General features: G+C 65.1%; 14 protein-coding genes. 7 read left to right on the plus strand and 7 right to left on the minus strand.

The features are described 5' to 3' along the window. Together WFP36_RS11700 and WFP36_RS11705 are read right to left on the minus strand one after the other, a co-directional pair. Window positions 1–840 carry an inositol monophosphatase family protein gene (locus WFP36_RS11700; protein WP_336980678.1) on the minus strand — a complete coding sequence of 280 codons (840 nt, stop codon included), beginning with the start codon at window positions 838–840 and terminating at the stop codon, window positions 1–3. Beyond that, the gene (locus tag WFP36_RS11705; protein WP_336980679.1) at window positions 837–1,646 is read right to left on the minus strand and encodes an aldolase/citrate lyase family protein; all 810 of its coding nucleotides are present in this window, start codon (window positions 1,644–1,646) and stop codon (window positions 837–839) included. The genes WFP36_RS11700 and WFP36_RS11705 overlap by 4 nt, the downstream gene beginning before the upstream one ends. 140 nt (window positions 1,647–1,786) lie before the next feature. Here WFP36_RS11705 and WFP36_RS11710 point away from each other — a divergent pair, with 140 nt between their 5' ends. The 6 genes from WFP36_RS11710 (at window position 1,787) to WFP36_RS11735 (ending at window position 8,250) form a co-directional block, all read left to right on the plus strand. Next, the gene (locus tag WFP36_RS11710) at window positions 1,787–2,449 is read left to right on the plus strand and encodes a M23 family metallopeptidase (protein ID WP_336980680.1); all 663 of its coding nucleotides are present in this window, start codon (window positions 1,787–1,789) and stop codon (window positions 2,447–2,449) included. Continuing rightward, window positions 2,446–2,949: a sigma-70 family RNA polymerase sigma factor gene (locus tag WFP36_RS11715; protein ID WP_336980681.1), complete on the plus strand. Its 504-nt coding sequence runs from the start codon at window positions 2,446–2,448 to the stop codon at window positions 2,947–2,949. Before WFP36_RS11710 ends, WFP36_RS11715 begins: the two co-directional genes overlap by 4 nt. A gap of 123 nt (window positions 2,950–3,072) precedes the next feature. Further along, window positions 3,073–3,786 (plus strand): energy transducer TonB, encoded by a 714-nt coding sequence (locus WFP36_RS11720; RefSeq protein WP_336980682.1) that lies wholly within the window; start codon window positions 3,073–3,075, stop codon window positions 3,784–3,786. Between the two features lie 200 nt (window positions 3,787–3,986). Continuing rightward, window positions 3,987–6,323 (plus strand): TonB-dependent receptor, encoded by a 2,337-nt coding sequence (locus WFP36_RS11725; RefSeq protein WP_336980683.1) that lies wholly within the window; start codon window positions 3,987–3,989, stop codon window positions 6,321–6,323. 128 nt (window positions 6,324–6,451) lie between these two features. After that, window positions 6,452–7,132: a Fe2+-dependent dioxygenase gene (locus tag WFP36_RS11730; RefSeq protein ID WP_336980684.1), complete on the plus strand. Its 681-nt coding sequence runs from the start codon at window positions 6,452–6,454 to the stop codon at window positions 7,130–7,132. After that, window positions 7,129–8,250, plus strand: a complete 1,122-nt coding sequence (locus WFP36_RS11735; RefSeq protein ID WP_336980685.1) for an alpha-hydroxy acid oxidase — start codon at window positions 7,129–7,131, stop codon at window positions 8,248–8,250. Before WFP36_RS11730 ends, WFP36_RS11735 begins: the two co-directional genes overlap by 4 nt. A gap of 2 nt (window positions 8,251–8,252) precedes the next feature. Here the strand turns inward: WFP36_RS11735 and WFP36_RS11740 are convergent, their stop codons facing one another. Genes WFP36_RS11740 through WFP36_RS11760 form a run of 5 tightly spaced genes read right to left on the minus strand, consistent with a single transcriptional unit; the run spans window position 8,253 to window position 12,732 of the window. Further along, window positions 8,253–9,581, minus strand: a complete 1,329-nt coding sequence (locus tag WFP36_RS11740; RefSeq protein WP_336980686.1) for a sulfite reductase subunit alpha — start codon at window positions 9,579–9,581, stop codon at window positions 8,253–8,255. 8 nt (window positions 9,582–9,589) lie between these two features. Beyond that, window positions 9,590–10,591, minus strand: a complete 1,002-nt coding sequence (locus WFP36_RS11745) for an FAD:protein FMN transferase (protein WP_336980687.1) — start codon at window positions 10,589–10,591, stop codon at window positions 9,590–9,592. Window positions 10,592–10,619: 28 nt separating this feature from the next. Further along, window positions 10,620–11,543 carry a DUF4198 domain-containing protein gene (locus WFP36_RS11750; protein WP_336980688.1) on the minus strand — a complete coding sequence of 308 codons (924 nt, stop codon included), beginning with the start codon at window positions 11,541–11,543 and terminating at the stop codon, window positions 10,620–10,622. A gap of 14 nt (window positions 11,544–11,557) precedes the next feature. Next, window positions 11,558–12,067, minus strand: a complete 510-nt coding sequence (locus tag WFP36_RS11755) for a DUF2271 domain-containing protein (RefSeq protein WP_336980689.1) — start codon at window positions 12,065–12,067, stop codon at window positions 11,558–11,560. Window positions 12,068–12,072: 5 nt separating this feature from the next. Next, window positions 12,073–12,732, minus strand: coding sequence for a PepSY-associated TM helix domain-containing protein (locus tag WFP36_RS11760; RefSeq protein ID WP_336980690.1), 660 nt, complete (start codon window positions 12,730–12,732; stop codon window positions 12,073–12,075). Window positions 12,733–12,923: 191 nt separating this feature from the next. Between WFP36_RS11760 and WFP36_RS11765 the strand changes: the two genes are divergently transcribed. Then, the gene (locus tag WFP36_RS11765) at window positions 12,924–13,661 is read left to right on the plus strand and encodes an ABC transporter ATP-binding protein (RefSeq protein ID WP_336980691.1); all 738 of its coding nucleotides are present in this window, start codon (window positions 12,924–12,926) and stop codon (window positions 13,659–13,661) included. The last annotated feature ends 6 nt before the right edge of the window (window positions 13,662–13,667 follow it).

Below are 13,667 nucleotides of genomic sequence, written 5' to 3' on the forward strand. Positions count from 1 at the left end.
TCATCGGACCAGTTCTGCCACAGGCACGAGGCCCGCTTCTTCACTCAGCAGCACGTCTGCGCCAACTTCCCAAAGATGAAGGTCGGATGCGGCAAGGATGCCCGTACCGCTGCCACCCACTCGATAGGGAGAGCGGTCCCAATGGGTCACGCGTCCGCCTGCCTCGTTTACGAAGAGAGCGCCCGCCGCATGGTCCCACGGCAGGGAGCGCTGGAACAGGGCAATGTCGTTTTCACCCAGCACGAGACGCGGATAGCTCTCCGCCGCACAGCGGGGCACTGCAACGCGCTGGAGGCGGCCATAGGCATGAGCGTGAACCCGCTCGCGCCGGTGCGGCTCGAGGAAATGGGTTCCCAGCGCCGCAATGGGGTGGTGAGCCCCCGTCTTGCGCGCGATGACACGCTGACCGTCGATCGTCGCGCCCTTGCCTGCTTCGGCAAAGCACATCCGCCCGGTGACGACATCGAGAATCCAGCCCATCTGCGGCACACCATTCTCGACCAACGCCACCATCATGCCGAACAGGGCCTTCCCCGCAGCGAAGTTGGCGGTGCCGTCAAGCGGATCGACCAGCCAGACCAACCCTTCCCCCACACCGGAGAGCAGGCCCGGATCGGCAGAGACCGCTTCCTCGCCCACGATACGCGCGCCCGGACACAGGCCAGCGAGGCCGTCCGAGAGAAGGCGTTCCGCCTCCAGATCGGCGCTGGTGACGACCTCGCCCGGGCTCTTTTCGGATACGTCCGCCCCCGACAGCCGCCGGAAACGGGGCAGGATGGCACATTCGGCGACCTGTTCCATCAAGGCGCCGACTTCCCGGTAAAGTGTCATGGCGATCATGCCGCGAGGCTCGCAACGGGGGCCGACGCCCCACCGCTGCGTTCACGGATCATGCGGATACGGGCAAGGTCCTCATCGGCAATGGCACCATAATAGGCACGCTTGTTTTCCAGCCAGGCGAGTTCGAACTGCACCGCATTGGCAATCGCATCGGCAAAGCGAGGCGATTCCGCTGTCGCCCCGTCGAACACGACCTTGCGGGTTTCAAAGCGGTCGAGCCGGATGCGGCGGAATTCGCGCAAGGCGTCTGCCGCCTCAGCCGACACGCCACCGCCCACTACCAGTTCCAGATCGTTGTCGCGGCAGGCCTGCGCGGCGATCAGCACGCATTCGCTGATCCGGCGCGAATTGATCTCGGCCCGCGAGAGCCCGCCCGAGAGAGTGAAATCCACCCGGCCGAATACAACACCGTCCAGATGGCGGCGGGCAATCGGCAGCATCTCGCCGAGATTACCCAGCGTGGTAGTGGTTTCCAGGTTGAAGAGGAACTTGGCGTTCTGCGCCTCTTCGCCCCAGCTCTTGGCGCGCGCCTCGACGAATTTGGTCAGCGCATAAGGCGTCTCCACCATCGGGGCGATGATGTAATCCGCGCCATAAAGCCGGGCGGCGAGCAGATCGGACACAGCCTCGCAGCCGCCGATCTTCAGCGCCACGTCCAGCCCGGCGCGGTGCGTCAGCTCAAGCAGGCGAAGCAATTCGTCGGGCCGCGTGCCCTCCGCCTCGAATTCGGCCTTCACGGCCACGACCCCGAATTCCTCGCGGCCTTTCTTGAGCATGTCGAGCATCGAACGTTCGGTGGTATTCATCGTGGACTCCCGTGGTGAAGCGCATGTTCTACGCATCGGGAGACGGAGCAGGCGGGCACTGCCCTCAATGAAAAATGCACCGGAAAAAAATTTTCCTTATCCGGCCAAGGTTCCGCTGGCTTGTCTCCGTTCCTTAAGCGATGCCCCTACGCCTGCCTGCCTTTGTCGCCCTTGCCTGCGCGCTGATCGCGGCGCCCCAGGCCGCCACTGCGGGGGACGTCGAACTGCCTTCGGGCGCGGACGCTGCCTTTCGCCAGCGCATGATGGACTGGCGCCCCCAACCCGCCGCTGCATCCCCACAGACGGAGCCGCCGGTACAGGTCCGCAATGCACGCCCGGTATTGCCGCGCCTCAGTTCGCATTACGGTTATCGCACGGACCCGCTGCAAGGCGACGTGCGGCTACATGCGGGCATCGACATACCCGGCCCGGCCGGATCGCCCGTCTATGCGGCGGCAAGCGGGCGAGTGAGCTTTTCCGGCTGGCGCGGCGGCTATGGCGAGATGGTGGAGATCGATCACGGAGGCGGCCTGCGCACCCGTTACGCACATCTCTCGCATAGTCTCGTAAGCCCGGGTATCGAAGTGACGCAGGGCCAGCAGATCGCCCTGATGGGCGCCACCGGACGGGCGACGGGCAGCCACCTGCATTTCGAAGTCCGCCGCGCGGGCCGGCCACTCGACCCGCTCGGCTTTCTGACCGGCGACACTCGCCAGATCCTGCCCGCCGCCTCCGCGCTGGAGCGAGCGGAACCGCACCTTTCGAGCTTCGCGCAGACCAGAGAGACGGAGGCTGGCCAATGAACGCTACCAGCCTTCAGGCCGTGGCTATCAATGAAAGGGCGCGGCTGCTGCGCTTCCTGGCCGCACGCGGCGCCGGCGATGAGGCGGAGGACCTGTTTCAGGAACTTTGGCAACGCGTTGCCCGTCCGCCTGCCCAGCCCATAACCGATCCACTGTCCTATCTTTTCCGCGCAGCCGACAATCTGATGTGCGACCTGCGTCGAAGCCGTCAGAGCAGCGCCCGGCGACAATTCGACTGGCATGAGGCCATATCGGCCGCATCCGAGGATGCCCTGTGCGAGCGGGCGCTGATCGCCCGGCAGCGGCTCGACGCAGTCGAAAAGGTGCTGGGCGATCTTGGTCCACGCGTCAGCATCGCCTTCCGGCGCTATCGGCTGGAGGAGCAGAGCCAAGCAGCAATCGCGCGCGAACTGGGCGTGAGTCTGAGCTCGGTGGAGAAGGACCTGCAGAAGGCATATCGTGCGCTTGCGGAGCTGAAGCGGCGCTTCGACGCCGAGTAAGCACCCTCCCTTGCAGGGCAAATGCAGATGAGTCTGCTTGACTCATGTCAATGACCTCTGGACCGGCGCGCGCGAAAAGCATATGCGAATGCCTCGCAATAGCCGATTCTTGGACCCCCGGAAATGAATGCGCCCTTCAGGCCGGAAATCGTGACCGAAAGCCGGACGACGCCCGCGGCCTATCAGCCGTCCGGGGGCAGCAAGACGATTGCGATGTTCGCCTCGGTCGGCGTCACTGGGCTGCTCGTCTCCTCGCTCTTCATGCTCAACGTGGTTGGCCAGAAAGAGGAGCGGACCAGTATCGCAGTCGTGGAACTGGACAATACACCCAAGGAAGAGCCCGAGAAGGAACTGGAACGGCCCGTCCCGGAGGAGGTCGAGATCGTCCAGGAGGACATCCTCACTCCCCTGCCACAGCCAGACGCGCCCACCCCGGTCGCCCCGCTTCCCGCGCTGTCGATTGCCCGGCCCGCACCGGTGATGGTCGCCCCGCCTGCTCCACCCGCCCCTCCCGCGCCGCCCGCCGCGCGGGCAGCAATCGCTTCCGGACCGGCCGATGGCGGCGATCTGACCGGCAATCTGATTTCCGCCAAGCCGCCATCCTATCCGGTCGAATCCCGCCGCAAGCGCGAACAGGGCACGGTGATCCTTGCCGTGCTGCTGTCGGCCGCAGGCGACGTCGCGGAAATATCGATCGCGAAGAGCAGCGGCTTCGAACGGCTCGACAAGGCTGCGCTACAAGCCGTGAGGAAGTGGCACTGGTCTCCCTTCAAGCGGGACGGGGTAGCCGTGATGGTCAAGGGCCAGGTGGCCATTCCCTTCGTGCTGAGCACGTAACGCCTGCATCCGGCTTTCCTGCCGGATTTGCCCTCAGAGTTTCTCGAGGCGGCTTTGCAGCGGCGCTTTGGCTCCCATCCGAGGCATGCGCCCTTGAGTAAGGAAATTCTCGCTATTGAGAATCATTCCCAATTGACGATGCGAACGATTCGCAATAACAGGCGCCCAACTTAACCTCACAGGGATAACAAGGGGACATCATGACCAAGCCCACTTCGCGCGCAACCAAGGCACATGCGTTTCTCGCGCTGTCCTGCGTCGGCTCGGTATTCGCACCGCAGGCTGCCTATGCGCAGGATTCCTCCACGCAGGAGGAACCGCGCGTGCTCGGCGGCGTGACCGTGACCGACACGGCGATCGATGAGGAACCCGGCCGCAAGCAGGAAAGCCCCAAGGCCACTCGCCCTGTGCGCGACACTCCGCAGACCGTTACCATCCTCACCAAGGAAGTGATCGACCAGCAGAACCTGCTGACCCTGCGCGATGTGCTGTCGACCGTGCCCGGCATCACCTTCGGCGCCGGTGAAGGCGGCGGCGGCTATGGCGACAGCATCAATCTGCGCGGCTATTCCGCCAATACGGACATCACCACCGACGGCGTACGCGACAGCGCGCAATATAGCCGCACCGACCCGTTCAACATGGAACAGGTGGAAGTCACCAATGGCGCCAACTCGGTGGTCGCCGGTTCGGGCTCGGTCGGCGGTTCGATCAATCTCGTCACCAAGCGCCCCAAGGCGGACACCGAATATGACGCCAGCATCGGCGTCGGTACCGAGGATTACCTGCGCGGCACGGCGGACATCAACGTCCGCGCCAACGATCTGATCGCTTTCCGCCTCAATGCCATGGCGCACCGCAACGACGTGCCGGGCCGCGACTACGAGAGTTACAGCCGCTGGGGTATCGCCCCCTCGGTCACCATCGGGATCGAGAACGACACCCGCCTGACCCTGCAATATTTCCACCAGGAAGACACCAACACCCCGCAATATGGCCTGCCCTATTTCAATAATGGCGTGACCAGCGGGATGCTGCCGGGCGTGGATCGGAGTTCCTATTACGGCAACCGCAATGTCGACACGCAGGATAGCACTGTCGACCAGGCGACAATGATCTTCGAGCATGATTTCAGCGACACGCTGAGCATCCGCAACCTCACCCGCTGGCAGGAAGTATCGCAGCTGACCATGGTCAGCCCGCCGCAGGGTACATGGTGCCTTGCCGACGGCAAGCTGCCGACCGGCGCGACATGCACTACCGCCCCGGCAGGCTATTACCTCGCAGGCGGCCCGCGCGGTAACACCCGCGACTCCGTCAACCAGCTCGCCTTCAACCAGACCGACCTTTCGGCCACCTTCAACACCGGCGGGATCGAGCACACGCTCGTCTTCGGCGGCGCGGTAAGCTGGGAGAAGTACGAGTTGCTGACCGGCAACTGGGCCCGCAATGCCGACGGCACCGCGGTTTCCACCGCATTGCTGATCAACATCGCCAACCCGGACGAAGTGGTTCAGGGGCCTGCAGGTTACGCCAATGCCTATGGCAGCAATTACTGGACCGGCCCGGTCAACTTCATCCCCACGGCCAAGCAGAATGGCGAGCTTGAAAACTACGCCGTCTACCTGTTCGACACGATGAAGCTGTCCGACCAGTTCGAGATCAACGGCGGCGTCCGCTACGAGCACAACAAGGGCTGGTACCGCGCCGACACCATTGCCGGGGCGACTGCATCCAGCGCGGGCACGACCACTCTGGGCACCAAGTTCGAGAACGAGGACGACCTGTTCTCCTACCGCGTGGGCCTGGTCTACAAGCCGGTCGAGACTGTCAGCATCTATGCCGCTTACGGCAACTCGAAGACCCCGTCGAAGACCTCGGTCAACGGTTCGTGCACGGCCGCGACCTGTAACGTGAAGCCGGAAAGCGCCATCAATTACGAAATTGGCGCAAAGGCGGAACTGTTCAACGGCGGCCTGCTGCTTTCGGCTGCGGCCTTCCGTAACGAGCGTGACCAATACAAGGTGACCTCGGGCGATCCGGTCATTCCCGACCAGCAGCTCGACGGCCGCTCGCGCGTGAACGGCATCGCACTCAGCGCTTCGGGCCACATCACCCCGGCCTGGGCAGTCACGGCGAACTACACCTATCTCGACAGCAAGGTGATCCGCAGCATTGCCGAAAACTCGCCAATCGGCACGGTTGACCCGCAGGCCGGCAATCCGCTGACCAACACGCCCACCCATTCGGGCAGCCTGTTCACTACCTACACGCTGCCTTTCGGCCTCACCATCGGCTATGGCCTGACCTATCAGGGCACCTTCCTGCTGAACAATGCGGCGGGCACTCACTTCGAAGTGGATGATTACCTGATCCACAATGCGTTCCTGTCCTACGACGTGACCAAGGATGTGAACCTGCAGCTCAACGTGAAGAACTTCACTGACGAGCTCTATTTCACCCGCGTGCGCAACAATGGCTGGGCAACGCCGGGCGACGGCCGCTCCGCCATCCTCACCGCAAACTTCAGCTTCTGATGGCTCTCCATCGGTCCGGGGCGGATGCCAGTCCTGCCCCGGACCGTTCTTTTGCCGCTCTCACGGTGGCACAGGCGCTACGCCTCGGCTAAGGCCGGGGCGTTCGCCGTTTCGGGAAGGACCCTGTCGTGCTCCTGCAGATCCCCGCTCTATTCTCTCCCGATGAAGTCCGGGAAATCCGTGCGCTGCTGGAAAGCGCGGAGTGGGTGGACGGACGCGTCACTGCCGGGCACCGCGCAGTCAGCGTGAAGGACAATCTGCAGATCCCGCTCGACCATCCGGTTTCCCGCCAGCTGGGAGAGCGCATCCTCGAACGGCTTGCCGTCACTCCGCTGTTCATCGCGGCCGCCCTGCCGCTGCGCATCCTGCCGCCGCGCTTCAACCGCTACGAAGGCGGCGGGACCTATGGCAACCATGTCGACAATGCCGTGTTTCCCGTGCCCGGAACGCCAGTGCGGGTGCGGACCGACGTGTCCACCACGATCTTCTTCAGCGATCCCGACGAATATGACGGCGGCGAGTTGGTGGTGGAGGATACGTTCGGCGAAAAGCACGTAAAACTGCCGGCGGGCGATGCCATCGTCTATCCGGGGAGCAGCCTCCACCGTGTAACACCTGTAACATCCGGCACTCGCTTCGCCTCGTTCTTCTGGACCCAGAGCCTGATCCGGGACGACCGCCAGCGCCGCATGCTGTTCGAACTGGACGGCGCGATCCAGCAGCTGACGGCCGACCATCCCGATCATCCCTCGATCGACAGCTTCACCAATACCTATCACAATCTGATGCGTGGCTGGTCCGAGACGTGAGCGAGCCCCTTCCGCCGCTGGCCGCCATTCCCGCCGGGATCGCGAGCCTCGCCGATTACGAGCTGCGCGCAGCCGCTCACATGGCTGCGGATGCCTGGGCCTATCTCCAGGAAGGGACGGGCGACGGGATCACTCTTGCGGAAAACCGCGAGGCTTTCGACCGGCTGCGCCTGCTCCCCCGCATTCTGGCCGATCTGCGCGGCGGCGATACGTCGCTGGAGCTGTTCGGCCGCAGGCATGAGGCTCCTTTGCTGCTCGGCCCGGTCGCCTATCAGCGGCTGGCCCATCCCGAAGGCGAACTGGCCAGCGTGCGCGCCGCGACGGCGCTCGGCACCGGCATGGTGGTGAGCACGCTTTCCAGCTTCACGCTGGAGGAAATCGCAGATGCCGCACGCGGCGCCGCGCAGGAACTGGGCGTGGCCGTGCCGCCTTTGTGGTTCCAGCTCTACCTGCAGGAAGACCGGGCCTTCTCCGCCGAACTGATCCGCCGTGCCGAGGCGGCCGGCTACGAGGCCGTGATGCTGACCGTGGACGCCTCGATCAAGCGCACCACTCTCACTCTCCCACCCGGTGTGGAGGCCGCAAACCTGCGCGGCATGCCTCGTTTGCGGCAGACAGCCGATGCGGGCGGACGGATCCTGTTCGGCACGCCTTTGACGGCCGCAGCGCCGCGTTGGGACGATCTCGGCTGGGTCAGGGAACAGACCAGCCTCCCCCTGCTCCTCAAGGGCGTGATGGCCGCTCCTGATGCCGCACAGGCCGTGGCACTGGGCGCGGACGGGCTGGTGGTCTCCAACCATGGCGGGCGCGTGCTGGACGGCATGCCGAGCGCGCTGGACGTACTGCCCGCCATTGCCGATGCGACCGGCGGCAAAGTGCCGCTGCTGATGGATGGCGGAGTGCGGCGGGGAACGGACGTTGCCAAGGCGCTGGCGCAAGGCGCTTCAGCCGTGCTGCTCGGCCGCCCGCAAGTTCATGCGCTGGCAGTGGCCGGGCTGGCAGGCGTGGCCCATATGCTTCACCTGCTGCGTGCGGAGCTGGAACTCGCCATGGCCCAACTGGGCTGTCCGACGCTGAAGGACATCTCGGCCGACCGGCTGTTTGCCCAGCCTCGATAGTCTCAATAGATGTCGCGGCTGTAACGTCCTTCGCCGAGCATCGCGTCCAGTTCGGCATCGCCCAGAACGTCCCGCAAGGCCGCATCGACACCTTCGCCCATCACCACGCTGCCGCAGACGAGGATCGCCGCGCCGCCGGCCACCCAGCCGCGCAGCATTTCCGCCGCGTGCCGCACTTCATCCTGCACGTAATGGCCAGTCTGCGCGCGCGAGAAGGCAAGGTCGACACGGGCCAGATGGCCCAGCCGCAGCCAATCGTCCAGCTCCCCGGCAAAGGGCCGGTCATGCAGCGGATCGCGCTCGCCATAGATCAGCCAGTTGCTCGTGCCCGGTCGCCGGGCCCTGAGGTGAGCGCGCAGCGAGGAAATGCCGGTACCATTGCCGATCAGCACCAGCGGCACTTCGGGGGCCGGCGTGTGGAAGCGCGGGTTGGAACGGATGCGCAGCGCCACATCTGCTCCGATCTCCGCTCGTTCGCACAGGAAGCCGGAGCCAAGGCCGCTGCGCCCCTCCTCGTCGCGGAACAGGCGCACCACCAGGCCCAACTCGCCTTCCTCCGGAATAGTGGCGAGGGAATAGTCGCGATGGGGCAATGCCGGCTTCGGCGCGAAGGCCTGTTCGACATCGCCGGGATAGACTTCCGCAATGTCGCCCGCCGCCCATTCGGGCGTCTCGCCAGCGCAGGTAAGACGAATGCGGTACATCGGCCCGCCGGCACTTTCGGGATTGAGCAATTCGCGGCCCGCCAGCTTCCAGTGCGAATAGCTCGGCGCCTCCCAGTCCGGCAGGGCAGCGGAAGCACCGAACAGCCGCAGATTCTGCTGCCAATGGCGCAATGCCCCGGCATCGCCCTGATCGACTTCCACCAGATCGGCCATTGGAACCGCGCCCGCATCGTGCAGCAGCCGGTCCAGCGCATGGCCGAAGGCGCAGAAATGCCGGTAATGCGTATCGCCCAGTGCCAGCACGGCATAATGCAGGCCAGAAAGATCGGGTTTCGCTGCAGCAAAGCGAGAGAGGAACCCGGCAGCATCGTCAGGCGGATCGCCCTCGCCGGTGGTCGCGGCAACGAACAAGGCTTGGCCCGCTTCGGCGAGCATCGCGGGGGTAACACTCGCCAGCGAACGCAGGGCGACCTTGCGGCCCGAAACCTCCAGCGCCTCGGCCGAAGCCTTGGCCAGAGCACTTGCCGTGCCCGTCTGGCTGGCATGGATCACCAGCACGGCACCGGGCTCCGCGGCAGGTTCCCGGCGCGCACGATGCCGCCAGACAGTCACGCCGACCAGCGCGAGCCATGTGAGGCAGGCAAGACCTGCGAGAAGGAAGCGCATATTATCGCTCACAGATCGGCCATGGCCCGCGCATGCGAGGATAGCGTCCGCCGCCAGCCCTGCCCGTCACGCTCGATCACGATAGCGGCCACCTGTGCCTTTTCAGCCAGCGCAAGACCCGCATCCATGCCAAGCACGGTGATCGCTGTCGCCAGCGCATCGGCGATCATGCATTCGGAATGGAGCACGGTGACGCAGGCCGGAGGATCGACCAGCGGCGCGCCGCTACGCGGGTCGATGGAATGAGCCATGCGGCGTCCATCGATCTCCACAAAGCGGCGGTAATCGCCCGAAGTGGCAATCGCCATGTCCAGCAGGCCCACGCGGACCGGAGCAAGATCGGCGCTAGGCGGCACTTCCAGTTCCACCCACCAGGGATAGGCATCGGGTTTCAGCCCGCGCGCGATCAGTTCCCCGCCAAGCTCGAACAGGAATGAGCGATGGCCGGCCTGCTCCAGCGCCCGCGCTACCCGGTCGAGCCCATGGCCCTTGGCAATGCCCGAGAAATCGAGCCGCAGCCCGCCGGGCTGGCGTGCACGGCGGCTCGTTTCATCCAGTTCCAGCTTCTGCCAGCCGGACAGGGCCAAGGCCTGCGCCAGTGCATCGGGCAGCGGCGGAATATGTTCGACCGCGACCGGACCGAAGCCCCACAGGTCCACTACCGCACCCAGCGTGGGATCGAAGGCCCCGTCCGTCACGCGGGCCATGGCAAGTGCCCCACGCAGAACGTGGAAGAAGCCGGGCGACAGCACATGCCAGCTTCCCGCCTCGGCGCGATTGAAGCGCGAGATTTCGGAATCCCACTCCCACTGGCTCATTTCGCGGACGACCGCATCCAGCTCGCTCTGCACCAGTGCCTCAAGCGCCTGCGAGTCCGCATCGCCGGACAGGTCCAGCGACCAGCGCGTGCCCATGGAGGCGCCGGACAGGGCATGACGCCCCTCGCCGGCAGAGCGCACCAGCCGACCCGGCTCCACCTCCGGCGGCAACAGGACCAGTGTTTCGCTCACATCCGGCTCCGGACGGCGCCCCTTCGGATCAGGGCGCCATCACCTCGACATTGGCAGTGTACTGGAAACGGCGGCCGGTAATGCCCGGGCGCGGCGAGGTCTCGTCGCTGAAGGATGCGTGGACCCAATAGAGCCCGGCAGCCGGCCAATCGAGCACCGCTTCGCCCTTGGCGTCGGTCGTGACCGTGATCGTGCCCTGATCGTCACGGAAGCGGCGGCCATCGGGAGTAGCCTCGACCTCGATGCCTGCTGCCGGCTTGCCATCCACCAGGAAGCGGAAAGTGGCAGGTTCGCCCGCGATCAGATCGGCCGGATGCGTAACCGGCTCCATCTCGAGGCCGGTGCCCGACAGGCGCAGATCGCTGGGCATGCCCAGTGTCACGAACACGAAATTGCGATTGCTGGTGGCGTTCAGCTTGATGTCGGTCGCGCCTTCCGGCGGAGTGAAATCCGCAGTGGCCGGCACCATCATGGCATTACCGGCACCGCCCGGTCCACCGGGCCCGCCGGGAGCGCCGGGTCCGCCAGGACCGCCCGGGGCCGCGCCGGGGGCACCCGGCCCACCCTGCGCGCCCGGAGGCGGGCCACCACGGCCGCCCACGCGATATTCCTGATCGCCCAGCTTGTAGCTGCCGCTCACGCTCACGCTTTCCGTGCCAATCTGCCACGTACCCTGCTGGGTCAGGTGCAGGTCGAAGGTGCTGCGCAGCTGGCCGGTCGAGCCGTTCTCGATCTTGGCTTCGCTGCCATCGGGCGCGACTGCCTTGATCATGTTGAGGCCCATCGGGCGGTGATCGGCATTGTAGACATCGGTGGATGCGGCAACGTCGAACGTCACCCAGCCATCCTCACCCGCCACCGTGGTGGTGGAAGGCTTGATCCAGGCATTATGTGCCTGAAGCGGCGCGGCGACGAGAATGGCGGCGGCTGCCAGAAGGATCTTGCGGTTCATGGCTCTTCTCCGGTTCAGGGCTTGATGGTGGCCTTGACGGCCCCAAGTTCGGTCCGGCCACTGGCCGAAGCGGTTGCGCTCTTGCCGTTCCAGGTGAACGGCAAGGTTACCTGTTCGCGGCCGCCTTCCTCGCGGGAGGCTTCAACGACCAGCGCGTAATTGCCGGGCTTGAGATTACCCACGTCGAGGCGAACCTTCTGCGCCCCCGGAGCGCGGGTCGCGCCGGTCACGGCATCGGCGGGCTTGGCCGCATTGCGTCCGCCCTTGCGCCACCAGGTGCGCAGATCGCGCAGCCACTTGGTGCCGCCATTTTCGCGATTGTCGTAGTCATACCACACGGCCAGCGTGCGGATATTGGGCTGACCAACCTGCTCCAGCCAGATGGCGACATAGGGGCGGTGATATTCGGCAACCTTCAGCTGCGGGATGGTAACCGTCAATTCGACCGTACCGGCTGCGGCGGGGGCCGAAAGGCCGGCTGCAGCGGCGCCAGTGAACAGTACGCGATAGGCAATGGGGGACATGTCTCTCACCTGTGTACGAAAAGGAGCATGAAGATCAGCGGCAGCAGCAGGCCGAAGCCCACCACTGGCCAGGTGGACGGCCGGGTACGCGCATGCAGCTGGAGCAGCACGAGGCCAGTGATGGAAAAGACCAGGCAGGCGACCGCGAAAATGTCGATGAACCACGACCAGGCGAGGCCGGTGTGGCGGCCCTTGTGCAGATCGTTGAAATAGGAAATCCAGCCGTGATCGACCGTTTCGTAACGGGCCTCGCCCGTCTCGCGGTCGATCGTCAGCGTGGCATCCCCGCCCGGACGGGGCATGGGCACGAACACCTCGTATTCCGACCATTCCGCAATCGCATCGGCGAGCGAAATTTCCAGCTTCTGTTCCAGCCAGTGGCGTGCACTGGGCGGCAGAGGCTGCTTTGCCCCCTCCTCGACCGGGCGCTGCAAGGCCTCCAGCGGGGCGGCATCCAGAGTAACGGTCTGTTCGCGCGTAACCGGCTCGCCGGCAATGTCGCCCGCGTGATTGAGCGTGATGCCGGTAATGGCGAACAGCAGCATGCCGGCAAGGCACAGGCCCGAACTGATCCAGTGCCAGCGATGCACCTGACGCAGCCAGAAACCACGGCTGCGGCTGGCGGCAATCAACTGGCCAGAAGAATCGGAATCGCTACGGGTCACAGGACGTCGCCTATCGCTATCGCAAATCACTCGCAAGAATAATCCTGCCTGCAGGCGGCTTTAGTTGCCGGGCGGATCGGCTGTCTTTGTATCGTGTTGATCTCGCCAAGGCTTCCGGTCTTCGGTCGCAAAAGGTATCACGCAGACGAACGCCGGCGACATGCCGGACTATCGGGGGGCGCCGACCGCAAATGAGCCGCAGCGAGGACAGCAGCGCCATCCCGGGCGACCTCGCCTTTCGCGGCGTCGCGCTCGAGAAGACCTATCAGACCGGCGAAACGACCGTGCGCGCCCTGCGCGAGGTGGACCTTGCGATCCCTCGCAGCGAAATTCTGGTGCTGCTGGGGCCTTCGGGCAGCGGCAAGTCCACCTTGCTCAACATCATCGGCGGACTCGACCGGCCGACCAGCGGCCAGCTCTTCTACGGCGACACCGAACTGACCGCGCTGGACGATCACGACCTCACCCGGTTCCGCCGGTCCGAAATCGGTTTCATCTTTCAGTTCTACAATCTCATCCCCAGCCTGACCGCTGAGGAGAACGTCCGCCTCGTCACCGATATTGCCGAAAACCCGATGCACCCGGCCGAGGCACTCGAAATGGTCGGACTGGCCGAACGGCGTAACCATTATCCTGCCCAGCTTTCCGGCGGCGAGCAGCAGCGCGTGGCCGTCGCCCGCGCCATCGCCAAGCGGCCGGGCGTGCTGCTGTGCGACGAGCCGACCGGCGCGCTGGACAGCAGCACCGGGGTACGCGTGCTCGAAACGCTGGAGCGCGCCCATCGGGAACTCGGCACGACAGTCGTGGTCATCACTCACAATGTCGGCATCGCCGCCATGGCCCACCGCGTGTTCCATTTCCTCGACGGCCGGATCGCGCGCGAAGTGGTGAACGAAAGCCCGATCGATCCGAAGGACATCGCCTGGTGAGTGGCG

The organism is Fulverythrobacter fulvus (assembly GCF_037154085.1).
Classification (GTDB): domain Bacteria; phylum Pseudomonadota; class Alphaproteobacteria; order Sphingomonadales; family Sphingomonadaceae; genus Andeanibacterium; species Andeanibacterium fulvum.

What these genes read in the sequence shown, in the direction of transcription:
- WFP36_RS11755 (WP_336980689.1), bottom strand. Translation starts at nt 12,067, where the DNA reads ATGTCCCCCATTGCCTATCGCGTACTGTTCACTGGCGCCGCTGCAGCC.
- WFP36_RS11725 (WP_336980683.1), top strand. Translation starts at nt 3,987, where the DNA reads ATGACCAAGCCCACTTCGCGCGCAACCAAGGCACATGCGTTTCTCGCG.
- WFP36_RS11700 (WP_336980678.1), bottom strand. Translation starts at nt 840, where the DNA reads ATGATCGCCATGACACTTTACCGGGAAGTCGGCGCCTTGATGGAACAG.
- WFP36_RS11750 (WP_336980688.1), bottom strand. Translation starts at nt 11,543, where the DNA reads ATGAACCGCAAGATCCTTCTGGCAGCCGCCGCCATTCTCGTCGCCGCG.
- WFP36_RS11765 (WP_336980691.1), top strand. Translation starts at nt 12,924, where the DNA reads ATGAGCCGCAGCGAGGACAGCAGCGCCATCCCGGGCGACCTCGCCTTT.
- WFP36_RS11710 (WP_336980680.1), top strand. Translation starts at nt 1,787, where the DNA reads ATGCCCCTACGCCTGCCTGCCTTTGTCGCCCTTGCCTGCGCGCTGATC.
- WFP36_RS11715 (WP_336980681.1), top strand. Translation starts at nt 2,446, where the DNA reads ATGAACGCTACCAGCCTTCAGGCCGTGGCTATCAATGAAAGGGCGCGG.
- WFP36_RS11705 (WP_336980679.1), bottom strand. Translation starts at nt 1,646, where the DNA reads ATGAATACCACCGAACGTTCGATGCTCGACATGCTCAAGAAAGGCCGC.
- WFP36_RS11720 (WP_336980682.1), top strand. Translation starts at nt 3,073, where the DNA reads ATGAATGCGCCCTTCAGGCCGGAAATCGTGACCGAAAGCCGGACGACG.
- WFP36_RS11740 (WP_336980686.1), bottom strand. Translation starts at nt 9,581, where the DNA reads ATGCGCTTCCTTCTCGCAGGTCTTGCCTGCCTCACATGGCTCGCGCTG.